Genomic DNA, 22,223 nt, shown 5'->3' with positions numbered 1-22,223 from the left:
CAACTTGTCAATCGTCGGGCCGAAAGTCCATAAGCGGTTTGCTGCTGAATGCGATGTAGCTAGGGTGGTGGCACATCGCGAGGCGCACAGATATGACCAAACCCGTTTTCATTCACGCAGGTGCGCACAGAACCGGAACTTCCTCCTTTCAAATGTGCCTCGATCTTAACCGCGAGGCACTCGCGGCGGCGGGGTATGACACCGCCTATCCGGGGCGCGACGGCATTCCCGGCGGCACCCTTCGGTTAAAATTACCCGACGACGGCACAACGGGGCCGGCGGAAAAGACGCTGCGCCAGCACAGCCCCGATCCGACGCGCGCGCTGATCCTGTCGGAAGAGAATATACCCGGTCGAATGTTTCCATTTTATAAAGGCCGGTTTTATCCCTCGGCCGAGGCGCGATTAAAAACCCTGAGAGCGGCGTTGCGGGCGGTGGGGGCCGAGCGGATCACGCGGGTGGTGTTGGTGCTGCGCAGCTATGATGCGCTGTTTGCCAGCGCCTATCGCAAGCGCGCCGAAGACAATCCGGTGGCACCGTTTTCGCAGATTGTGCCGCATCTTTTGGCGATGGACCGCGGCTGGCCTGCCATCGTGCGCGTCTTCAAGAATATCTTGTCACCACAGGAGCTTGTGGTCTTGGATTACAGTAAACGCGGGCAAAGTTGCGACCTGTTGCGCCAGCTTGTGCCGGGGTTTGACGGCGATTTGTCAGAGCCTGAACGAAGCTTGAACCTAAGCGCGACGGATGCGGCGCTTGAGGCTTTGCAGGCGCGATATCATGCCGGGGAAACGCTGGACCGAGCGGCATGGCAAGCGGTGATTGCAGAGAATGCGGACATTGCCGGCAGGGCACGGTTCGCCAGTTACGAAGAGGGAGAGAAACGCGTGTTGTCAGAGCGTTACGATGCACACCTTGACCGGATTTCGCGGATCAAAGGAATTACCTTTTTGCGCTGATGTCACTGCGCCGTGCTGCGTTCCGCTGCCTTGGCCGCATCCCACAAGGCATCCATCTCTTCGAGGTTCGAGTCTTCGGGCCGCCTGTCTTGAGCCGCAAGAGCATCCTCTATCGAGCTGAAACGACGAAGAAATTTCGCGTTGGCCCGGCGCAAGGCCGCCTCCGGATCTACGTTTAGATGCCGCGCGAGATTGGCCATCACGAACAGCAGATCGCCCATTTCCTCTTCAACCTTGTCATGCGGCAGGCTCTCGTGCGCTTCGACAAGTTCGGCGGCTTCTTCGGCAATTTTATCAAGCACTTGCGTGGTTTCCGGCCAGTCAAACCCAACCCGCGCGGCGCGTTTCTGAAGCTTATACGCGCGGAGCAAGGCCGGAAGCCCCACCGCCACGCCGTCAAGCGCGCCTTTCTTAGCCTTTTCAGCACGTTCCGCGGCTTTGATCATCTCCCAGTCGCGGGTCTGCTGCTCGGGGGATTTGTCGCGGCTCTCGTCGCCAAAAACATGCGGATGCCGCGCCACCATCTTGTCGGACATGGTGTTGGCGACGTCATCAAAACTGAACAGCCCGGCCTCTTGCGCCATCTGCGCGTGGAACACCGATTGGAACAGAAGATCGCCCAATTCGCCTTTTAATTCATGCCACTCCTGCCGTTCGATCGCGTCGGCCACTTCATAGGCCTCTTCAATCGTGTAGGGCGCTATGGTGCTGAAATCCTGCTCAATATCCCACGGGCAACCGGTCTTGGGATCGCGCAGGCGGCGCATGATTTCCAACAGTCGCGGCATGCCGCCCTTTGGATCGTGGATCAATGCGTCATCGGCCATTGCAGCCCCCGGTGGTTTGCGATTGTCTGCACCCTGTCGCGGGGCGGGCACGAAGTCCAGACCTGAGAAAAGTCAAGGAACCATCCAATGGCATTGGAAGACGCAAAAAGCATGGTAGATGATGCCTTTACACGGCAAAGTTTACGTGGATCGAGCTTTGAAAACACCTTTGGTGGGGCGACCTCCTTTTTGCGCCGACGCTATAGCAAGGACCTGTCAGGCGTCGATCTCGCGGTGACGGGGGTGCCGTTTGATCAGGCCGTAACAAACCGCCCCGGCACCCGTCTGGGCCCGCGTGCGATCCGCGAGGCGAGCGCGCTGCAAAGCCCGGATGCGCCTTATGGGTGGGGGTATAACCCTATGGAGGCGCTCAATATTGTCGACTACGGCGATCTGGCGTTTGACTATGCCAAGGTGGCGGACTTCCCTGCGACGCTCGAAGCGCATATCGCCGGAATTCTGGCCGAGGGGGCGGCGAGTGTCACTCTGGGCGGCGATCACTTTATCACGCTGCCGATTCTGCGGGCCTATGCTGCGAAATTCGGGCCGCTGTCATTGATCCAATTCGACGCGCATTCCGACACTTGGACCGATGATGACATGTCGCGGATCGACCACGGCACCTTTGTGTATAAGGCGATCAAGCTCGGGCTGATCGACCCGGCGCGCTCGGTGCATGTGGGCATCCGCACCGACAATCCCGACACGCATGGTATGAACATCATCGACGCGCGCGAAGTGCATGAAATCGGGGCGAAAAAGACGGCTGAAAAGGTGAAGGGTATTGTGGGAAACACCCCGACCTATCTGACCTTTGACATCGATTGTCTCGACCCGGCGTTTGCGCCCGGCACCGGCACACCGGTCTGGGGCGGGTTGAGCACGGCACAGGCGGCGGTGGCGCTGCGCGAATTGGCCGGGATCAATATGGTGGGCGGTGATGTGGTTGAGGTGTCGCCGCCGTTTGACACCACCGGCGCGACGGCAATTGCCGGGGCGCATGTGGCGGTTGAGCTGATCAGCCTCTGGGGCTGGAACCACCTGAAGATGGGGGCATAACATGCTGAAACTGCTGGTTATTATTCTTTTATTAATGGTTGGGTCTTATGTGTTTTGGATGCGGCTTGCGCCGCAGGTTCCGGAACGGTGGCACCGGAAATCCGAGATGCAGGGGCTGGGCGTACAGACCGGCAAGAACAGCCATGTCTATCGCGAAGCGGCAGGCGCGAACGGCGCGGCGCGCTTGGCTGCGTTTGATGCGGTGATCCGCGCGACACTCCGGACCGAGGTTCTGGCCGGGGCGCTGGCGCAGGGGCAGATCACTTATGTCACGCGCAGCAAGGTGATCGGATACCCCGATTACACCACGCTTGGGCTTTATGACGGGCCGGAGGGGGACTTTATCGAGGTGTTCAGCCGGGCGCGCTTTGGCAGTTCAGATCTGGGCGTCAATCGCGCCCGTATCGACGGCTGGCTGGAGGTTTTGCGGCAGGGCGGCGCCTAGGCAGCCCTGCGCCACTTCGCGCCAGAACGGCACGTTGGTCGACATTTGGCACTGTGCCATGAAGGTGCGGCCATCAACATGAAGGCAGATCGTTTCGCCCAGCTCGACCCGCGCGCCGGAGGTGTTGGTGCAATAGCACTCAATCACGCGCTGGCTTGGGCTGGTGACATCGGCTTGCGCCGGGATCGCGGCCAAACACAGGTACAAAAGGGCACTTCCTCTCAACATGATGGCAGTTTATCACGGAATTCCCAGCTGACCTAATCAAAGCGCCGTTTCATGATCCCCGAAGACCGCCTGCGCCAGATCGAAGACCGCTTTCAGTTTCTGGAAGCCAAGATGAATGCGGGCGTGGATGCGAGCGAGATTGCCGCGCTGGCCAAAGAGTATTCAGACCTTAAGCCGGTGGTCGACCAGATCGGCGCGTGGCGGGGCCTGCGTGATGAGATGGCCGAGGCCCAAGCGATGCTGGCGGACCCGGATATGGCGGAGCTCGCGGCAGAGGAATTGCCGCTGCTGAAAAAGCGCATGCCAGCGGCGGAACACGCCCTGCAACTGGCGCTGTTGCCCAAGGATGAGGCCGATGCCCGGCCTGCCATCGTTGAAATCCGGCCTGGCACGGGGGGCGAAGAGGCGGCGCTGTTTGCCGGCGATCTGCTGCGGATGTACCAGCGGTTTGCCGAGACCAAGGGCTGGAGTTTTGAGATCATCGAAGAGACCGTAACCGAGATTGGCGGAATCAAGGAAGTGGTGGCGCATGTGAAGGGCGAGAACGTCTTTGCGCGGCTGAAATACGAATCCGGCGTCCACCGGGTGCAGCGCGTGCCGACAACCGAAAGCGGCGGGCGCATTCACACCTCGGCGGCCACTGTGGCGGTGCTGCCCGAGGCGGTGGACGTCGATATTCACATTGACCCCGGCGACATACGGATTGACACCATGCGCGCCTCGGGGGCCGGGGGGCAGCACGTCAACACCACGGATTCGGCGGTGCGCATCACCCACTTGCCCAGCGGCATCATGGTGACGAGCGCCGAAAAGAGCCAACACCGCAACCGCGAGATTGCGATGCAGGTGCTGAAAACCCGGCTCTACGATATGGAGCGGCAGCGGATCGATGGCGAGCGCAGCGCTGACCGCAAATCGCAGGTCGGGTCGGGCGACCGCAGCGAACGCATCCGCACCTATAATTTCCCGCAAGGGCGGATGACCGATCACCGGATCAACCTGACGCTTTATAAGCTGGATCAGGTGATGCAGGGCGATCTTGACGAGATCATCGATGCGCTGACCGCCGATGCGCAGGCCACGCAACTGGCGGCGTTTGAGTGACCGGCTCCGAGGTTTTGGCGATGGCCACGCGGGCGTTGAAATCCGCGGGCATTAATGGGGCGGGCCGCGATGCGCGCCGGCTGCTGGCCTTTGCGCTGGGGCAAGAGCCGGGACGGCTGACGCTGGTCTTGCCCGAGCCGGTGGAGGCAGAGGCCGCGCGGACCTTTGAGGCGTTGATTGAACGGCGTGTCGCGCGCGAACCGGTGTCGCATCTCACCGGGCGGCGGATGTTTTACGGCCGCGATTTCGAGGTCACGCCAGATGTGCTTGATCCGCGCCCCGAGACCGAGATGTTGATCGAGGCGGCGCTGGCGCAACCGTTTGAGCGGGTGCTCGATCTGGGCACCGGGTCGGGCTGTATCCTGCTGACGCTGCTGGCCGAAAGCCAGGGGGCTTGGGGGCTTGGCACCGATGTCTCGCCCGCTGCGCTGGATGTGGCGGCGCGCAACCGGGCCGCGATTGGCCTTGGCGACTCGGCGCTGCTGCGCCAAAGCGATTGGTTTGGCGCGGTCGACGGCAGCTATGATCTGATCGTGTCGAACCCGCCTTATATCGCCGAAGCTGAGATGGCCGACCTCGCCCCCGAACTGGCGCATGAGCCGCGCATGGCGCTCACCGACGAGGCTGACGGGCTGACGGCCTACCGCGCGATCACGGCGGGCGCGGGGCGGTTTCTTGAGCCCGGCGGGCGGCTGCTGGTCGAAATCGGCTGGCAGCAGGCCAAGGCGGTGACACAGCTTATGGCTGAGGGCGGATTGGCCGATATTGTCGTGATTGGCGATCTCGATGGGCGCGACCGCGTGGTAAGTGCGCGCAAGATCCTGTAAATTTTAAGCGAAAACCGGGCAAATCTGCCGCTATTTGGTGGATTCACGTCCCCTCGCGGCATTTACCCTCTTGTAAGGATGCCCGTGCCATGCTTATTGCTTGGGTGTCGCCGCTGATGGGTCGCGCTTATCGTGCGCCCCGCGTGACATTCGCCGAAATAGAGCGTGACCGCCGATAGCACAGGTGCCAAAGCATCGTATTTGGCAAATTGGCGACAGACTTTCCAAAAACGGGCTGGATTACAAAATAATGAGATCTTCTAAGTCACGGTCGCGGTCGCGATCGAACCGCAGCAAGCCTTCTGGTGGCGGAAATATTATCAACCGAGTGTTTGATAGCTCGGGCCCCGAAGGCAAGGTGCGCGGTACGCCGCAGCAGATCATCGACAAGTACAACCAGTTGGCGCGCGATGCCCAGCTCTCGGGCGACCGTGTGGCCACCGAGAACTTTCAGCAGCACGCCGAGCATTATCTGCGGCTTCTGAGCGAGGCGCAGAAAGAAGCCGACAGCAAGCGTGAAGAGCAGGAGCGGCAGAACCGCGAACGCCAGGCGCAGCGCGACCGCGAGCGGCCCGACCGCAACGACCGCGATGGCAACTCGGATGGGCAGCAGCAGCCGCACCACGGCCAACAGAACCACGGCCAGCAGAACCACGGCCAGCCGCAGAACCAGCCACAACATCAGCCGCAGAATGGGTCGCAAAATCAGCCCCATTCTTCCCATCAGTCGGTGCCCCAATCCGCACCGCAACCTGCGCACCAGTCGCAACCGCAGCGCCAGCCCCGGCACCAGCACCCCGATCCGGCAGAGGCACCGCAGCCAGATGTGATTGATGTGTCTGGTGGCGACTCCGACAGTGGTTTGGTCGAGACCCCGGAAAGCCGCGTGACAGAAGACAAGCCCAAGCGGACGCGGCGCAAGCCTGCCAAGCCCAAGGCCGAGAATGCACCGGTTGAGGATACTTCGGGGCAGGATGCTCCGGCTCAGAACGCACCGGCTCAAAATGCTCCGGCAGAGAATGCTCCGTCAGCGGCCGCTGCGGAAGAGGCCCCCAAGAAACCCAGGGCCAAGCGCGCGCCGCGTGCGAAAAAAGTCGCCAAGCCCGAGGGTTCGGATGATGCGGGCGCACCGCCCACGGATGGGCCTTCGCAGGCCGCCGAGTAAGTTCGGCACCGTAGTCACTAAATCATAGCCATCAAAAAAGGCCGTCCCAATCGGGGCGGCCTTTTGCGGTTCTCCATCGGGCGTGGGCATCAACCGCGTGCGGCAGCCACCTCACGCGCCAAGGCGCAGAACCCTTCAAGCGGGATCTGCTCGGCCCGGTCGGTTGGCTTGATGCCCGCCGCGACCATCAGGTTCTCTACATCGGGATGCAGCCCCTTGAGGCTCGCGCGCAGCATCTTGCGCCGCTGGTTAAAGCCGCGCGCCACCACGTCTTGCAAAATCTTCGCATCCGCCGGAAAGCGCGGTTCGGGCAGGGCGGTCAGATGCACCACCGCCGACGAGACCTTGGGCGGCGGCGAAAACGCCTCGGGCGGCAGGTGCATCACGATGCGGGGATCGGTGCGCCACTGCGCCAGAATCGCCAAGCGGCCATAGGTCTTCGATCCCGGCTCCGCCACGATCCGCTGCGCCACCTCACGTTGAAACATCAGCGTCAGCGATTGCCAGAACGGCGGCCACTCCGGCGGTGCCAGCCAGCGCACCAACAGCTCGGTGCCGATGTTATAAGGCAGGTTGGCGGCGATGCGGATCGGCGGCATCAGGTATTGGCCCGGATCAATCGCCAGCGCGTCGGCGTTGATCACCTCAAGCTGTCCGGGATAGCGCGCCGAAATTTCGGCCAGCGCGGGCAGACAGCGGGCGTCTTTCTCAATCGCCAGCACCTTGCGCGCACCCTCGGCCAGTAGCCCACGGGTCAGCCCGCCGGGGCCGGGGCCAACCTCAAGCACGTCACAGCCCGACAGTTCGCCCGCCAGCCGCGCGATTTTAGCTGTCAGGTTGAGATCGAGCAGGAAGTTCTGGCCCAGCGCCTTTTTGGCAACCAGCCCATGATCTTCGATCACGGTGCGCAGGGGGGGCAGGTCATCTAAGGCGGGCATGTGGGGTCTTCTCGTTGTGAGGGGCGCGGGTCATTGGACCGTCGCCGCACCGGCCATTTCGAGCGCGGCAATCAGTGAGGCGGGATTGGCCAGGCCCTTGCCTGCGATGTCAAAGGCGGTGCCGTGATCGGGTGAGGTGCGCAGGAACGGCAGGCCGAGGGTGACGTTCACCCCACGGTCGAAATCCAGCGTTTTGATCGGGATCAGCGCCTGATCGTGATACATGCAGACCGCCACATCATAGCGGGCGCGGGCCGGGGCGTGAAACATTGTGTCCGCCGACATCGGGCCGCTGAGGTCAAACCCTTCGGCGCGCAACCGGTCCAGCACCGGCACGATCAGCTCGATCTCTTCGCGCCCCATACGCCCGCCTTCACCGGCATGCGGGTTCAGCCCGGCCACGGCAATGCGCGGCGCGGGCAGGGCAAAGCGCTGGGTCAGCCCGGCGGCGGTGATGCGGATCGTTTGTTCCAGCAGTTCGGGCGTCAATGCGGCGGGCACCTCGGCCAGCGACATGTGGATGGTGACCGGCACCACCCGCAACGCGGGCGAGGCGAGCATCATCACCACCCGGTCGACCCCGGCCAACGCGGCGAGGAATTCGGTGTGGCCGGGATAGGCAAAGCCCGCGCCCTCGGCCAGCGCCTGTTTGTGGATCGGCGCGGTGCAAAGAGCGCGGGCGTGACCGGATGTGACCAGAGCCACCCCTTCGGCAATCGCATCGATCACGCCTTGGGCATGGGCCGATTGTGCCACGCCGGGCGTCACCGGCGGGCCGAAATCGCGGTGCAGAACGGGCAGGGCGCTTGGCATCACCGTGGCCGCCTCGGCGGGGTCGGTGATGCGCTGGTGCGGCGTGCCCTCGGGCAAGTGGCGCGCGTCACCGATCAGGAAAAACGGCACCCGGTCGCGCAACGCCTCCCAGGCGCGCGCGGCCAGTTCCGGGCCAACCCCGGCAGGCTCGCCACAGCTTAGCGCAACAGGCAAAGCGCCGCTCATTCCAGCTCGATGATCCGGGCGTCGGCGCGCAGTTCCTCAAGATAGCTGTCGGCGAGGCTGGTCAGGCGGCGATTGCGCAGACCGGTGGCCACGGCTTCGCGGTCTTGCTGTTCTTCAATCGCCGGGCTGCGACCGCAGAGCATCAACAACACCAGCGTCTGGCCATTGGCGCGGGTCAGCGTGGTCGAGACTTCGCCGGGATCAAGCTTGGCAAGCTCAAAGGCGATGTCGGCGGGCACCTCATCGGGCGGCAGGGCGCTGCGGTCGAGCACCTCTTCGGGTTGCCCCTGTGCCACGCCGTAAAGATCGTCGCAGGTGTCGATCCGCGCGGCGATCTTGTTCGCCTCGGCCAATGTCGCCGCACTGCGACCGCCGTTCATGTAATAGGCGGCATATTCCACCGCAGAATAGCTCGGCGGGCTATAGGCGGTTTCCTCGATGGCGCGCAGTTGGAACATCGCCACGGCATTGGGGATCGACAGCGGCTCGGTCACTTCGCCCGGCCCAAGGGCGAGCACCAGCGGGCGCAACACCGGCGGCAGATCCTCGATCTTTTGCCAAGGCAGCTTGCCCCCCGCGCCAGCGGTTTTGGTGGCCGAAAAATTGCGCGCGGCACGCGAGAATTCCACCTCGGATGTGGTCTGAGAGATCCGCTGCGCCTGCGCCATCACCGAGGCCGCCTTTTCGGGCGGGGCCGGAATGATGATCTCGGACAGCAGCACCCGCACCGAAGACCCGCCGCCAGCCGACGACAACGCGCGGTCAATCTCGGATTCCGACACGCTTGCAGACCCGGCAAAGCGCGCGCGCACCACTTGGCGCCACGCAACGCCGGAGCGCACAAAATCGCGGAAGGTTTCGGCGGCGATGCCGATACCGTCAAGCTCGGTGACGAACTGTTCGGTCGTGAGGTTGGCACGGCCGGCAAATTCGCTCATCCCGGCCAGAATATCTTCGTCCGAGACGGTGATGCCCATGCTCGCGGCGGCCTGCATTTTCAGCCGGTCCTCGATCAGCAGCTTCTTGGCGGTTTCACGCGGATCACCGGGCGCACGCAGCACCTGCAGGAACAGCGCGCGCTGGTTGACCTCGTAATTGGTGATGACCTGATCGTCGATCTTGATCGCGGGCGCGAACAGGTTTTGCGCCTGCACCGGTGCGGACAGCCCCAGGGAAAGGACCGCCGCCGTGGCGAGGGCTTTGAAAATTCGTGATGTCATTAGTTGCATGTCCTGCTGTAGCCTCCTGCGTCGCCGCCCGTGCTGAACCCTTTTAGCTCGATGGTTAGCCCATAAGTGGTGAAAGGGTCCAGATTGGATGAATCGGCAAAGGTGCGATCGGCGGTAAAGGCCGCCTCGATACATTCGTTGCGATAGGCCAGGCCAAGGCCCGCGTCAGAGGCGCGGTTGTCGGCAATGTCGTAGCTGGCGTTGGCGCTGGCGGTCCAGTGACGGTTGACCCGGTATGACCCGTCAAACGACCATTCCGCCACCTTTTCGTCGCGGTCTTCGTCGCTGTCGGCGGGCAAAAGCAGGAACGAGGCGCCAAGATCGATCCGGTCGTTCGCCCAAGCGCCGCGCGCCTCGGATTTGGTGATTTCCCCTTGGTCGGTGACCAAGGTGCGCGACAAGATATAAAGCCCGTCGATGTGGCGCAACTGCCCGGCCAAAAGCCAATCGGAGTCGGCCTGATCCAGCCCGGAAGAGGCGGTGAAATCGATGTTTTCCTCGGCGCGCATCACCCGCCCAACGGCCAGCGCGGCCTGCCAGCCTTCGGGATTGCGGTGCAAAAACCGCAGGCCAAGCACGGCCGAGGCTCCACGTTCGCGCCGGTCCGGCTCGGGAAAGCGCGACAGCGCCAGCAGATTGCCTTCGTCAAGTTCCTGCCGTGTGCTTTCATCATTGACCACATGCGCATCCCTGCCGCCGGTCCAGCCGATCTGGGCGACCGGTTCGAGCAGTTGGCGCGCGCCGTTGGCGGTGGTGCGCAGGAACGAATAGCGCAGGGTCACGGCGGCGCTGGGGGTGGTGGTGCTGGCCGAGGCATCCACCGAGGTGTCATCGGCGGTCCAGAACTGGTCAAACGCGCTTGCGGCGCGCGCCGCGACCTGAATGCCCGAGGCAAAGGTCCACTGCTTGAGCCACATCGCCTCGACTGTGGCGCGGCTGACATCGCGGCCATTGCCGTCATCGGCAGAATAGCGCACGTGGCCGTGCCCCTCGAGGCCCAGCCGCACTTCGCCGCCAAGGGCATTCTCAAGCTGATAGCGCCGCTCATACCGCAGATCGGGGATGATGGTCGGCTGGGTCGAGTTCAGCTCGTCATCGCGCAGGGTGTTGTAATGTACCAGACCGGCCCGAAGATCGGTTCGGCGGGTGGCACGGCTCAGCAGGATCTCGCTGTCGAGCCGGTCCTTGCCGGAATAATCATACTCCGACAGATAGGATTCATCGCTGGTCAGTTCGAAATCAAAGCTCAGGACATAGCGGTTTTTAAGGTCAAAGCTGCCTTCGCCAAACAGATAGGCGCGGGTGTCGTCGGGCCGGATGGTATCATTCGACACCGCGCCGTTCAGCTCGATATCGCCATTGCGGAACGCCTTGCGAAAGCGCAGCTCGACGGTGGTGGTTTCCTGCGACAGATAGGGCGTGACGGTAAGATCGGCATGCGCGCCGAGCGGCAGGAAATACGGCAGCTTGATCCCGGTGCCAAGCTCGGTGGTCGAGCGGATGGTGGGAAACAGAAAGCCGCGCGCGCGCTCAAGCGTTGGATCGGGCAGGCGCAGGCGCGGCAGATACATCACCGGCACATCCAGAACGCGGAAGGTCGCGCCATCGAAATAAAGCTGGCGTTCGACCTGATCATGCACCACGCGCCGCGCCCGGATCGACCACAGCGCCACACCGTTTTCGCCGCAAATCTGGCAGGAGGACACCGTGACCTTGGACAATTGCGCATAGCGGCCTTCGACGCGGGCCATTTGCACCGCGGCCAGCTGAAGCTGTTGGTCGAGCACCACACGCGCCCCGCGCAGCAGGCCGTTTTCCAGATCACTGTCGAGCTCGGCACTGTCGGCCAGCACCACGACGCCTTGACCATCATCGATGCGGATCGGGCCTTCGACAATCAGGCTGTCGGTTTCGCGCACATAGATGATGCGTTTGGCCCAAAGCCGGGTGCCGTCATACAGCGCCTCGACGTTGCCATCGGCAATCAGCCTTTCGTCCGGCGTGACCAGCACAGTGTCGGCGACCAGAAGCGCGGGATCAGCGCTTTGGGCAGAGACCACAAATGGCAGCACGGCCATCAGAATTGCGAGCATAAATGGCCGCAGCATCAGCCATCCTCCATATGTAGGATCAAGCCAAGTCCAATGAGCGCGGCCGCCACCGGCGGGGCCCATGCAGCCAAAAGGGCGGGGATCTGGCCGTTTTCGCCAAGGATCTGTGCAAAGTTGCGCACGTAATACAGGCCAAAGCCCAGCATAAGCGCGGTCAGCACCGCCAGACCAGTGCCGCCGAAACGCGCGTGGCGCATGGTAAAGGCCGCGCCAAGCAGCACCATCGCCACAAGGAACACTGGCCGCGCCAGCTCCATCTGAAGCCAGACGGCGTGGCGGCGAGCGGAAAAGCCTGCGGTTTCGAGCTGGGTGATGAAATTGGGCAGTTCCCAGATTGGCACGGCGGCGGGTTTGCCGAAACTGTCGCGAATGCGCTCTTGCGTCAGGGTCGAAGGCAGGCGCAGTTCATCATGGGTTGCGGCGTTGGTTTCGGGGTTCAGCCCGGCCACGAGGGGCCAGACCTTGGCATTGGTGAGGATCCAGTTGCCGGTGGCCAGCGCCGCCCGGTCCGCCGCGATCCGGCGCACAGGGCCCCCGTCGGCGGCATAAGCAATGAACGTCACATCGAGCAGAATGGTCGCCGTGGGATTGGTGCGTTCGGCGTGAATAACCGTTTGGCCGCGTTCATCGCCCTGGCGCAGCCACAGGCCCTCTTGGCCGATCGACAGGGTCGAGGTGCCGCCGCTGTCGAGCATTTCGCGCAGGTCGTGATAGCGCTGCGAGGTGGCGGCAACGATGGGATTGAACGCCGCCACCGCGACGCCGCCAATCACGGCCGCAACCGCGACCGGCCCAAACAGCGCCGACAGGCCAGAGCGCCCCGAAGCCCGGCTGACCACAAGCTCGGACGAGCGTGCGAGCGCCAGACACAGGGTGATCGACGACAGGATCATCACCAGCGGCAACATCTGGTACAGCCCCTCGGGGGTGTTGAGCAGGGTGATGCGCAAGATCTGGCCAAAGCCGACATCATTGTCAAAGTTGCGCAGCTGTTCGATCAGGTCGAGCAGCATCACAAACAGAAAGAACACCGCCAGCATACCGCCAAAGATCGTCAGAAAGCGGCGGGCGAAATAGGCGTGCAGCGTCATGCTGTGGCCTCGGACATCGGGGGCCGTTTGCGCCGCAGCGGGGCCGGATGATCGGCGCGCCAGTACAGCGCCGCCGAGATCAGCAGACCGATCAGAATATGGGCATAGGCCAGCGGCCAGAGCATCGCATTGCCGCGCACCGGCTCGGTCATTGCGCCCTCGATCAGCTGCACCATGACCAGCAGGAAAATCGCCAGAACGATCTGCCGGGTGACGCCAAACCGGCTGAACCCGCCCGCCAAAAGCGCCGCCTGGCCGATCAGCGCCGCAACGATACACATCAACGCCTGCGATATCCGAGCGTGGCCTTCAAGCATCACATCGCCGGGGGTCTCGCGGGTTTCCTCAGCAATCGCTTGGGTGTCGCGCAAAAGCTCGATCGTGGGCACATAGCGCAGCTTGCGCCGGGCTTGGCCGCCCTGTGAAATCAGCCCGCTGATGTCGCGTGAAAACTGGGCGAAGTTGGTGGTCGAGAGCTGGCCGGTCTTGGGCGTCAGCACCTGCGCCATACCATCACGCATCACCAGTTTCGGCCCGTCGTCATCGCGCAAAAGATACGCCTTTTCAGCGGTATAGGTGATATGTCGGCTGTCATCGCGCAGATCGGACAAGAAGACATCCGCCAATTCCCCCTCGGGCGAGATTTCGCGGATATAAAACGTCACGCCATCGACCGGATGCAGGAAGACGCCGTCGCGCAGCAGCCGCGCGCTCACCGAGCCTGAAATCTCACGCTCGCGGTCTTTGAGCCGTTCAAGACTGGCCGGAATCAACAGATGCGTCAGCACCGACATCATGACCGCCAGCAGCAGGCCATAGATCAGCAAGGGCCGCGCCAGCCGCCAGGGCGAAAAGCCGGTTGCTTGCATTACGGTCAATTCGCTGTCGCTTGTCATCCGGTTGGTGACATAAACCGCCGCCGCAAAGGCCGCCATCGGCACCACCATGCCAATCACCTTGGGCAGGGACAGCGCGGTGAACTCTAGGAAAATAAAGGCAGAATGGCCGTCAGCGATCAGCTGGTCAAACAGGATCACCGCCCGGTTGACCCAGTACACCGCGACAAGGACCAGCGCGAAAAAGCCGAAGAGCAGAAAGAGCTGCGACAGCATATATCTGTCAAATCTGGCCAACAGGTTCCTCAAGCTCCATTCTTTTTCCTGATCCTAAAAGATTTTGCGGGTCGGGAAAACTGGATATTGCCGGGGGCCCTACATTAAGGGGTGGTTTGGCGGGGTCCCGCGCACTAGGACTTGTACCAATATCAGATTGTTCATGTTTTCGGAGAGCTTCCTATGACCACCCCCGCCAAGATCACCTTTGCCGAGACCCTTTTGGACCAGGTGACAGACCTGACCGGACGGGTGGCCGTGATCCTCGATGATGAGGGGCGGATGGACCCCGGCGCACGGCGGATCAACCGGCTGACGCGGCAGGCGCTCAAGCGGTTTTCCGAGAGCAAGGCGTTTACCAAGATGAAGGCTGGCGATCTGGTGTCGCTGGTGTCGCCCTCGGGCATGGAGGTGGACGCGATTGACGTGCTGATGCTGCCGCGCCGCTGCGACGAAACCGAGGCGCGCAAGGCCGGGGCCGCTTTGGCCAAGGCGCGCGGTGATGCCGATCTTTTGGTGCTGGCCGGTGGGCGGCCCAAGATGGCCGGACTGGCGCTGGGTCTGGCGCTGCGCGGCTATGAGTTTGGCGATCACAAGACCGGCAAAGACGCGCCGCGCGACGCCAAGATCACTGTGATGTGCTCGAAGCCCGAAGAGCTTGAGGCCGAATTCGCTCCGATGGCGGCGGTGGCCGAGGGCGTGTTTTTCACCCGCGATCTGGTGAGCGAACCGGCCAACGTGCTGACCACCACCGAATTTGCCACCCGCCTCAAGGGGTTGCGCGAACTTGGTGTCGAGGTTGAAGTGCTCGAAGAAGACAAGCTGGCCGAGCTGGGCATGGGCGCGCTGCTTTGTGTCGGGCAGGGGTCTGACAGCCCCTCGAAGGTGGTTGTGATGAAATGGATGGGCGGTGCCGAGGGCGCGGCTCCGCTGGCGCTTGTCGGCAAGGGCGTGGTTTTTGACACCGGTGGTATCTCGCTCAAACCCGCCGCTGGCATGGAAGACATGACGATGGACATGGGCGGCGCGGGCGTCGTGTCGGGCGTGATGAAGACGCTGGCACTGCGCAAGGCACCGGCCAATGTGATCGGCCTCGTTGGCCTTGTTGAGAACATGCCGTCGGGCAATGCGGTGCGCCCCGGCGACATCGTGACCTCGATGAAGGGCGACACGATTGAGGTGATCAACACCGATGCCGAGGGCCGTTTGGTGCTGTGCGACGTGATGTGGTACACGCAGGAAACCTATCAGCCCGCCGCGATGATCGATCTGGCGACGCTGACCGGTGCGGTGATCATCGGCCTGGGCCATGACAACGCCGGGGTGTTTTCCAACGACGACAGCCTGTGCAACGATTTCCTGAAATCCGCGATGGCCGAGGGCGAGGGCGCATGGCGTCTGCCGCTGGGGCAAAGCTATGACGACCAGCTGAAATCGGCCAAGGCGGATATGAAAAACGTCGGTGGGCGGCCTGCCGGGTCGATCACTGCGGCGCAATTCCTCAAGCGGTTCGTCAAGGACGATATGCCGTGGATTCACCTTGATATTGCCGGGGTGGCGCAGGTCACAAAAGACACCGATCTGGCCCCCAAGGGGGCAACAGGCTGGGGCGTAATGGCGCTTGACCGGCTGGTGCGCGACCGCTTCGAGCAGGAGTAACCCCTTATGGGCGCTGCGTTTTTCTATCACCTGACGGAAAGACCGCTTGAGGCGACCTTGCCCATGCTTTTGGGCAAGGCGCGCGGCGCGGGCTGGCGTGTGGCGGTGCGTGGGGTCGAAGATGGGCGGCTGGATTGGCTGGACCAAAAGCTGTGGCAGGGGGCCGAGGACAGCTTTCTGCCGCATGGTCGCGCCGGGGGACCGCATGATGCGCTCCAGCCGATCTTGCTCACCACCGGGGCGGCGGGCAACGATCCGCAGTGCCTGATGGCGGTCGACGGGGCCGAGGTTTCGCCCGAGGAAGTGGGCGCGTTGGAGCGGGTCTGCATCCTGTTTGACGGCAACGATATGGAGGCGCTCGACCGGGCGCGCGGGCAGTGGAAATCGCTGACCGGCGCGGGCTGTGCGGCGCAATACTGGGCCGAAGAGGCGGGCCGGTGGGAGAAGAAGGCCGAAAAGGGCTGAGGCCAGATCAGGCGGGTTGGTGGTGTTTGCGCTCTTGCAGGGTCAGGTAAATCACCGCGATATCAATGGCGCTGAGCACGATCAGCATGGCAGAGTGAATGTGCAGCCATTCCGCCGCCTGATAGACGACGAACCCGGCCAGAATGAGGATGCTCGCGGTGTAAGCCCAGCGCACGCCTGACAAAAGCGCGGCGACGATGCCAACATGCAGCACTCCATGCGCCGCGAAATACAGCGTGTAAAATCCGATCTCGTTGGCTGGGACCGTGCCACTCAGCGCGATGATCTTGGCGGCCAGAAAATCGGCTGGATCTTCCTGCATCTCGGTCAGGAACAGCCAGTTGGCCAGCACGGGCAACCCTTTGGGCGCCGTAAGCCAAAGCATGAGCGCGGTGGCAAGCTGCACCACGCCAAGCCCGCCTTTGGCCAGCAAAGTCACAATGAAAATTCGGTGCGCCCGCAGCTCTGCGGGGGTGCGCGTCATGCCCCCCATGCGCCCCATGCGGCGCTTTTAGACATGCTGATCCACCAGCACCGGATTGCCATCGGGATCAATCACCACAAAGCTCGCGGGGCCGGTGCTGTCGGGGTCCGCCTCTTGGTCAAACGTCACGCCGGCGGCTTTAAGGTCGTCCTGTAACGCTCTGATATCGGTGAACCCTTCGACTTTTTGCGCGTTCTGATCCCAGCCGGGATTGAAGGTCAGCATATTGCGTTCGAACATACCCTGGAACAGCCCGATCAACACGTCGCCGTTCTTCATGATCAGATAGCCATGCTCGGCCTTGCCGCCCATCGCGGAAAACCCGAGCTTTTCATAAAACCCCTGCGAGGCGGCAAGATCGCGGACCGCGAGGCTGACGGAGAATGCGCCCAGTTTCATGATCTGTTCCTTCCCGGATTGGCCGGTGCACGTTGCGCGGCTTATCGCTCTAGTATGAGGGTGCCGCCCGAGATTTCCAACCGATCAAACCGTTGCAGATACGACATGCCCAGCAAGCTCTCGGCCATCTCGCCTTCGTTGACAAAGGCGGTGACGCGCCGGTCGGTCATGCCGGGCAAGCCGATGTCATCAAGCACAACGCGCGCCGTGCGCACCGCGCCATTGGCCGTCATCGCAGTGCCGGAATAGCGCAGGGTGGCAGGGTCCAGCCCGGCGGCGCGGGCGTCTTCCTCAAGCAGCACAATCGAGGTGGCCCCGGTGTCGACAACAAAGCGGACCGGGGCGCCGTTGACATCCAAAGTCAGGTAATAATGGCCATCGGGGCTGCGCGGCACCTCGATCCGGCCCTGCTCGGAAAACACGGCCTGGCGGGGCAACACCGTCTGGCGGATATCGCCCCAAAGCCCGATGGCCGCGATCACGCCAACAAAGATCAGCCCCCACATCACCGCGTGCTGCATGGCCTTGCCCAGCGAATTGCGGTTGGCGGCGACAAACCAGAACACCACGGCGCCCAGCAGCATCACAAGGTAAATCATATGTCCGGTGTCCATCGACGACATGCAGGCGCTCCTTTGACCCAGAGATAGGGGCGCGCAGGCGGCTTTACGAGGCCAGCCCGGCGGCAAGCCCGTAATCGCGCAGCCCATCGAGCACGAATTGCACCGCCAGTGCGGCCAGCAGCATGCCGAGCAGCCGGGTGATCACCACGATGCCGGTGCGGCCCATCACCCGCTCGAGCAGGCCAGCGGCCAGAAACATCACCATCCCGATGGCAATCACGGCCAGCATCACGCCAACGACCAGAAAATACCCCTCAAGCCCCGGCCGTTCGCCGGTGAGCAGGATCATCGAGGCAATCGAGCCGGGGCCTGCAATCAGCGGAATCGCCAGAGGGAAAACCGAAGGGTCGGGGCGGTCATCGTCTTCCTCGGCCTGATCTTCGCGCCGCTTGGTACGGCGTTCAAACAGCATGTCGAGGGCGGTGATAAACAGCAAAAGTCCGCCCGCGATGCGGAATGCGGGCATTGAGATGCCGATAAACCCCAGCACGGCCTCGCCCAAAGCGCCAAACAACGCGAGGATCGCCACCGCCACAAGGCAAGCGCGCAGGGCAATGGCGCGCCGGGCGCGGGGCGACATGCCCGAGGTCATGGCGACGAACAGCGGCGTCAGCCCAATCGGGTCGACCACCACGAACAGCGTCACGAAGGCGGAGATGAGAAAGGCGGTGTCCATGCGACCTAGGCACCACGAAGCGCAGCATTTGGCAAGAGCGGCGGGCCGATTTGTTGACAAATCGGTGCTGATCCATTGATGGATCAGGGGCGTTTCAACCGGCGGCCTTTTTCAATTTCTTCAAGGCTTTCACCGACATCGCTATTGGCACGGGCGGAGGCCGATTTATCAATAAATCGGTTCTGATCCATCAATGGATCAGGCACGCTCAGCCCCCGGCTTTCTCCAGTCGATCCAAAGCCTTCATCCACATCGCCTCGGCCCGCGCAAGCCCTTCCTCAACCTCGGAAAACTTGCGGTTCCACTGCGCCAGTTCGGCCGTCTTGGACTCGTCATAGATCGCCGGATCCGCCAACTTGCGCGACAGCTTGCCATGCATGTCCGAGATTTTCTCGACCCGTTCCTCGCATTTGCGCACATCGCCGCGCAGCGCCATCAGCCTGTCCCGGTCCGGCCGCTTGGGTTTGTCCGCCGTGGCCTTTTGAGTGGCAACGGTTTTGCCCGCCTTGCCCGATTTCCCCGGCTTGTCCGAAGCCAGAAGCAGGCGGCGATAGGCCTCCAGATCCTCTTCGAAGGGGATCACCGTGCCCTGCGACACCAGCCACAGCCGGTCGGCCACCATCGACAGCAAGTGCATGTCGTGGCTCACCAAAATCACCGCGCCGCGATAATAGGTCAGCGCCTCGACAAGCGCCTCGCGGCTCTCGATATCAAGGTGGTTGGTCGGTTCATCGAGGATCAGCAGATGCGGCGCATCCAGTGTGGCCAACAGCAGCGACAGCCGCGCTTTCTGTCCGCCCGACAGCCGCCCAACCTCGGTGCCCGCCTGATCTGCACCCAGGCCAAACCCCGCCAACTGCGCGCGCAGTTTCGATTGCATGGTCTCGGGACGCATGCGCTGCAGGTGCTGCAGCGGCGTCTCATCAACGTGCAGCTCATCGACCTGGTGTTGCGCGAAATAGCCGATCCGCAGCTTGTTCGACCGGGTCATCTTGCCCGAAATCAGCGGCAACCGGTCCGACAGCAGTTTCGATAGGGTCGATTTGCCCTGACCGTTCTTGCCCAACAGCGCGATGCGGTCATCGTGGTCAATCCGCAGATCAAGCCGCCCCAGCACCGCTTTGCCATCATAGCCGGTCACGCCGTTTTCGATCGAGATGATCGGCGGCGAAAGTTCCTCGGGCTGTGGAAAGGTAAAGACCCGCCGCGCCACTTCCTCGGGCGCGGCCACCAGATCGATCTTTTCGATCATCTTCAACCGGGCCTGCGCCTGTTTGGCCTTGCTGGCCTTGGCACGAAACCGGTCGACAAAGCTTTGCAGGTGATCGACGCGCGCCTGTTGCTTCTTGGCCATTGCCGCCTGCACAGCCCGCTGGTCGGCGCGCTGGCGGGCAAATTGATCATACGGCCCCTGATAGAACGTCAGCCCCCGGTCTTCGAGATGCAGAATCGCCCCGACAGCGCGGTTCAACAGTCCGCGGTCGTGGCTGATGATGATCACCGTGTGGGGGTATTTCGCTAGATACGCCTCAAGCCAAAGCGCGCCTTCAAGGTCAAGGTAGTTTGTCGGCTCATCGAGCAACAGCAGGTCGGGTTGCGCAAACAGCACCCCGGCCAAGGCCACACGCATCCGCCACCCGCCCGAGAAATCGCTGCACGGCATCTGTTGCTCGGCATCGTCAAACCCAAGCCCCTTAAGGATGGCCGACGCCCGCGCCTCGGCGCTCCAGGCATCGATATCGGCCAGCCGCGTCTGGATTTCGGCAATCCGGCCCGGGTCTTTCGCCTCATCCGCCTCGGCCATAAGCTCGGCGCGTTCGGTATCCGCCGCCAGAACCGTGTTCAGCAGCGACACCTCATTGGCGGGCACTTCCTGTGCCACGCCGCCAATCCGCGCGCGGGTGGGCAGCGAGATCTCTCCGCCTTCAAGCGCCAGCTCGCCGCGGATCAGTTTGAACAGCGTCGTCTTGCCGGTGCCATTACGCCCGACAAGCCCAACCTTGTGGCCTGCCGGAATCCGTGCGCTTGCACCGTCAAACAGGGGCCGACCTTCGACCGCATATGAAATATCATCTATCGTAAGCATGACCGCGCTCTAGCAGAGCCGCACGGCAACCGCCAGCACCTCTGTTCCCTGCTTCTTCTGTTTAAAAATATCTTGGGGGTGAGGCCGAAGGCCGAGTGGGGCAAAGCCCCCTTTCCATGCCCAACCACCCATGGTATCGCACCCGCGATTTCACACGGGCCGGGACTGCTCCCTGCCTTTCAAACAGGAGTGACCCCAATGGCCACCGAACGCACGCTTTCGATCATCAAACCCGATGCAACCCGCCGCAACCTGACTGGCAAGATCAACGCCAAGTTCGAAGACGCCGGTCTGCGCATCGTCGCACAAAAGCGCATCCACCTGTCCAAAGCACAGGCTGGCAAATTCTACGAAGTGCACGCCGCGCGTCCCTTCTATGACGAACTGTGCGAATTCATGGCGTCCGAGCCGGTTGTCGTGCAGGTTCTCGAAGGCGAAAACGCCATCACCAAAAACCGCGAAGTCATGGGCGCAACCAACCCCTCCGACGCGGCTGCTGGCACCATTCGCGCCGAATTCGCTGAATCCGTTGGCGAAAACTCGGTGCACGGCTCCGATGCGCCTGACACCGCCGCACAGGAAATCTCGTATTTCTTCTCCGGTCTCGAACTGGTCGGCTAAGCCGCGTTCGCTCTTTGATACTGTGCCGTCCCTTGTTTGGGGCGGCATTTTCGTAACCGGCGTATAGAAGTGGTGACACGATGACCGACAGAACCTGGAAAACCGTCAAGAAAGACATCGTTTTCGAAGCCAAGCCCTATCTCAGCGTGGCATGTGAAACGGTCGAGCTGCCCGACGGGCGGATCATCGACGATTTCTATCAGGTCCATCTGCGCCCCTTCGTATCGGTTGTGCCGGTCACGCCGGATGGCCGCATCCTGATCCTTGAACAGTACAAACACGGGCCGCGCTGCGTTTCGATCACCTTCCCCGGCGGCTTTGTCGATGACGGCGAAGAGCCCGAAGAGGCCGGGCGCCGCGAGTTGATGGAAGAGACCGGTTATCGCGCCGGGGCCTTCATTCCGATGGGGCAGTACGTTGACAACGGCAATCAACGCGGCTGCGCGGGCACCTATTTCCTTGCGCTCGATTGCGAAAAAGTGGCCGAGGCCGATCCTGGCGATCTCGAAGAGATGGAGGTGAGCTTTGCCACCCCAGACGAGCTTGACGGCGCCCTTGGCACGCCGCGCTTTGCCATCACCCATATGGCCGCCGCATGGGCGTTTTCGCGGATGAAGCTGGCCGCGCTCAAACAGGCCGACGACAGCGCAGAGTAAGCCGCGCTAACGGGTCCAGGCCGACGACCAGTCGCGCGCCAGAGAGGTCCGGCACGCGCGCGCCACCGCGAGCGCGCGACGGGGCAGGTTGGGCGGCTGTTGCCCAACCTCGGCGCTGATCTTGGGCTGTTGGTCGCCGGGGTCGAGATCGCGGCCAAAGGCCACCATCGTCCGTTCGATCGCCTCATCCTCGATCAGCACCATCACTCCCCAATACATCTGCCAGAATCGTGCCACATCCGCCGGATCAGGCGGTGTTGCGGTGGCAATTGCGGCGGTGGTTTCCACCGCTTCCTCGCACCACGTCAGCTGCTTTTGCAGATAGGGCGTGGCGGCGGCGATGGCTTGGGTCTGGAGAAACTGGTACACGCCAAACAGAAACCCGGCAGCGGCGACCACGGCGGTTGCGGTCTTGATGGCTTGGTCGGTGGTCATGGCCGATCATAGCAAATCCGCCTCG

Annotated in this window: 25 protein-coding genes; 10 read left to right on the top strand and 15 right to left on the bottom strand. The window is 62.6% G+C overall.

Annotated features, from left to right (window positions below; genetic code table 11):
• Positions 1 to 92 precede the first annotated feature (92 nt).
• Entirely contained in the window at positions 93 to 959 is an 867-nt protein-coding gene (locus tag ACW9UO_RS04655) for a hypothetical protein (RefSeq protein WP_457087816.1), read from the top strand.
• A 2-nt stretch (positions 960 to 961) separates the two neighbouring features.
• Here the strand turns inward: ACW9UO_RS04655 and mazG are convergent, their stop codons facing one another.
• Positions 962 to 1,786, bottom strand: coding sequence for a nucleoside triphosphate pyrophosphohydrolase (gene mazG, locus ACW9UO_RS04650; RefSeq protein WP_457087815.1), 825 nt, complete (start codon positions 1,784 to 1,786; stop codon positions 962 to 964).
• A gap of 87 nt (positions 1,787 to 1,873) precedes the next feature.
• Here mazG and speB point away from each other — a divergent pair, with 87 nt between their 5' ends.
• Positions 1,874 to 2,845, top strand: a complete 972-nt coding sequence (gene speB / locus ACW9UO_RS04645; protein WP_457087814.1) for an agmatinase — start codon at positions 1,874 to 1,876, stop codon at positions 2,843 to 2,845.
• A 1-nt stretch (position 2,846) separates the two neighbouring features.
• Positions 2,847 to 3,290: a DUF1499 domain-containing protein gene (locus ACW9UO_RS04640; protein WP_457087813.1), complete on the top strand. Its 444-nt coding sequence runs from the start codon at positions 2,847 to 2,849 to the stop codon at positions 3,288 to 3,290.
• Here the strand turns inward: ACW9UO_RS04640 and ACW9UO_RS04635 are convergent.
• Entirely contained in the window at positions 3,222 to 3,518 is a 297-nt protein-coding gene (locus ACW9UO_RS04635) for a hypothetical protein (RefSeq protein WP_457087812.1), read from the bottom strand. The two genes, ACW9UO_RS04640 and ACW9UO_RS04635, sit on opposite strands and share 69 nt — an antisense overlap.
• 51 nt (positions 3,519 to 3,569) lie before the next feature.
• Between ACW9UO_RS04635 and prfA the strand changes: the two genes are divergently transcribed.
• The 3 genes from prfA (at position 3,570) to ACW9UO_RS04620 (ending at position 6,614) form a co-directional block, all read left to right on the top strand.
• Positions 3,570 to 4,622 carry a peptide chain release factor 1 gene (gene prfA, locus ACW9UO_RS04630; protein ID WP_457087811.1) on the top strand — a complete coding sequence of 351 codons (1,053 nt, stop codon included), beginning with the start codon at positions 3,570 to 3,572 and terminating at the stop codon, positions 4,620 to 4,622.
• The gene (gene prmC, locus ACW9UO_RS04625) at positions 4,619 to 5,449 is read left to right on the top strand and encodes a peptide chain release factor N(5)-glutamine methyltransferase (protein ID WP_457087810.1); all 831 of its coding nucleotides are present in this window, start codon (positions 4,619 to 4,621) and stop codon (positions 5,447 to 5,449) included. The genes prfA and prmC overlap by 4 nt, the downstream gene beginning before the upstream one ends.
• 250 nt (positions 5,450 to 5,699) lie before the next feature.
• Positions 5,700 to 6,614: a DUF4167 domain-containing protein gene (locus ACW9UO_RS04620; protein ID WP_457087809.1), complete on the top strand. Its 915-nt coding sequence runs from the start codon at positions 5,700 to 5,702 to the stop codon at positions 6,612 to 6,614.
• 89 nt (positions 6,615 to 6,703) lie between these two features.
• Here ACW9UO_RS04620 and rsmA read toward each other — a convergent pair whose 3' ends face one another.
• The 6 genes from rsmA to lptF are packed head-to-tail and all read right to left on the bottom strand — an operon-like array spanning position 6,704 to position 14,094.
• The gene (gene rsmA, locus ACW9UO_RS04615; protein WP_457087808.1) at positions 6,704 to 7,552 is read right to left on the bottom strand and encodes a 16S rRNA (adenine(1518)-N(6)/adenine(1519)-N(6))-dimethyltransferase RsmA; all 849 of its coding nucleotides are present in this window, start codon (positions 7,550 to 7,552) and stop codon (positions 6,704 to 6,706) included.
• 30 nt (positions 7,553 to 7,582) lie between these two features.
• The gene (gene pdxA, locus ACW9UO_RS04610) at positions 7,583 to 8,551 is read right to left on the bottom strand and encodes a 4-hydroxythreonine-4-phosphate dehydrogenase PdxA (protein ID WP_457087807.1); all 969 of its coding nucleotides are present in this window, start codon (positions 8,549 to 8,551) and stop codon (positions 7,583 to 7,585) included.
• Positions 8,548 to 9,780, bottom strand: coding sequence for a peptidylprolyl isomerase (locus ACW9UO_RS04605; protein WP_457087806.1), 1,233 nt, complete (start codon positions 9,778 to 9,780; stop codon positions 8,548 to 8,550). Before ACW9UO_RS04605 ends, pdxA begins: the two co-directional genes overlap by 4 nt.
• Positions 9,771 to 11,888 carry an LPS-assembly protein LptD gene (locus tag ACW9UO_RS04600; protein ID WP_457087805.1) on the bottom strand — a complete coding sequence of 706 codons (2,118 nt, stop codon included), beginning with the start codon at positions 11,886 to 11,888 and terminating at the stop codon, positions 9,771 to 9,773. Before ACW9UO_RS04600 ends, ACW9UO_RS04605 begins: the two co-directional genes overlap by 10 nt.
• Entirely contained in the window at positions 11,888 to 12,982 is a 1,095-nt protein-coding gene (lptG, locus tag ACW9UO_RS04595) for an LPS export ABC transporter permease LptG (RefSeq protein WP_457087804.1), read from the bottom strand. Before lptG ends, ACW9UO_RS04600 begins: the two co-directional genes overlap by 1 nt.
• Positions 12,979 to 14,094, bottom strand: coding sequence for an LPS export ABC transporter permease LptF (gene lptF / locus ACW9UO_RS04590; protein WP_457087803.1), 1,116 nt, complete (start codon positions 14,092 to 14,094; stop codon positions 12,979 to 12,981). Before lptF ends, lptG begins: the two co-directional genes overlap by 4 nt.
• A 183-nt stretch (positions 14,095 to 14,277) precedes the next feature.
• On the opposite strand from lptF, the gene ACW9UO_RS04585 reads away from it, so the two are divergent.
• Together ACW9UO_RS04585 and ACW9UO_RS04580 are read left to right on the top strand one after the other, a co-directional pair.
• A complete protein-coding gene (locus ACW9UO_RS04585) occupies positions 14,278 to 15,753 on the top strand; it encodes a leucyl aminopeptidase (RefSeq protein ID WP_457087802.1) in 1,476 nt (491 codons plus the stop codon).
• Between the two features lie 6 nt (positions 15,754 to 15,759).
• The gene (locus tag ACW9UO_RS04580; protein WP_457087801.1) at positions 15,760 to 16,218 is read left to right on the top strand and encodes a DNA polymerase III subunit chi; all 459 of its coding nucleotides are present in this window, start codon (positions 15,760 to 15,762) and stop codon (positions 16,216 to 16,218) included.
• Positions 16,219 to 16,225: 7 nt separating this feature from the next.
• Here the strand turns inward: ACW9UO_RS04580 and ACW9UO_RS04575 are convergent, their stop codons facing one another.
• The 6 genes from ACW9UO_RS04575 to ACW9UO_RS04550 form a co-directional block, all read right to left on the bottom strand.
• A complete protein-coding gene (locus tag ACW9UO_RS04575) occupies positions 16,226 to 16,702 on the bottom strand; it encodes a DUF2127 domain-containing protein (protein ID WP_457087800.1) in 477 nt (158 codons plus the stop codon).
• A 27-nt stretch (positions 16,703 to 16,729) separates the two neighbouring features.
• Entirely contained in the window at positions 16,730 to 17,101 is a 372-nt protein-coding gene (locus tag ACW9UO_RS04570; protein ID WP_457087799.1) for a VOC family protein, read from the bottom strand.
• 41 nt (positions 17,102 to 17,142) lie between these two features.
• Entirely contained in the window at positions 17,143 to 17,724 is a 582-nt protein-coding gene (locus ACW9UO_RS04565) for a retropepsin-like aspartic protease family protein (RefSeq protein WP_457087798.1), read from the bottom strand.
• Positions 17,725 to 17,767: 43 nt separating this feature from the next.
• Positions 17,768 to 18,400, bottom strand: coding sequence for a MarC family protein (locus ACW9UO_RS04560; RefSeq protein ID WP_457087797.1), 633 nt, complete (start codon positions 18,398 to 18,400; stop codon positions 17,768 to 17,770).
• Between the two features lie 83 nt (positions 18,401 to 18,483).
• Positions 18,484 to 18,606, bottom strand: a complete 123-nt coding sequence (locus ACW9UO_RS04555) for a hypothetical protein (RefSeq protein ID WP_457087796.1) — start codon at positions 18,604 to 18,606, stop codon at positions 18,484 to 18,486.
• A gap of 2 nt (positions 18,607 to 18,608) precedes the next feature.
• Positions 18,609 to 20,486, bottom strand: coding sequence for an ABC-F family ATP-binding cassette domain-containing protein (locus ACW9UO_RS04550; RefSeq protein WP_457087795.1), 1,878 nt, complete (start codon positions 20,484 to 20,486; stop codon positions 18,609 to 18,611).
• A gap of 198 nt (positions 20,487 to 20,684) precedes the next feature.
• Between ACW9UO_RS04550 and ndk the strand changes: the two genes are divergently transcribed.
• Both ndk and ACW9UO_RS04540 read left to right on the top strand, forming a co-directional pair.
• Positions 20,685 to 21,107 carry a nucleoside-diphosphate kinase gene (gene ndk / locus ACW9UO_RS04545; protein ID WP_457087794.1) on the top strand — a complete coding sequence of 141 codons (423 nt, stop codon included), beginning with the start codon at positions 20,685 to 20,687 and terminating at the stop codon, positions 21,105 to 21,107.
• Between the two features lie 80 nt (positions 21,108 to 21,187).
• Positions 21,188 to 21,763: an NUDIX hydrolase gene (locus tag ACW9UO_RS04540; protein ID WP_457087793.1), complete on the top strand. Its 576-nt coding sequence runs from the start codon at positions 21,188 to 21,190 to the stop codon at positions 21,761 to 21,763.
• A gap of 6 nt (positions 21,764 to 21,769) precedes the next feature.
• Here ACW9UO_RS04540 and ACW9UO_RS04535 read toward each other — a convergent pair whose 3' ends face one another.
• Entirely contained in the window at positions 21,770 to 22,198 is a 429-nt protein-coding gene (locus ACW9UO_RS04535) for a hypothetical protein (protein WP_457087792.1), read from the bottom strand.
• Positions 22,199 to 22,223 lie beyond the last annotated feature (25 nt).

The sequence above is a fragment of the Marinovum sedimenti genome (assembly GCF_054052205.1).
This window is presented reverse-complemented; position numbering and strand designations above follow the sequence as displayed.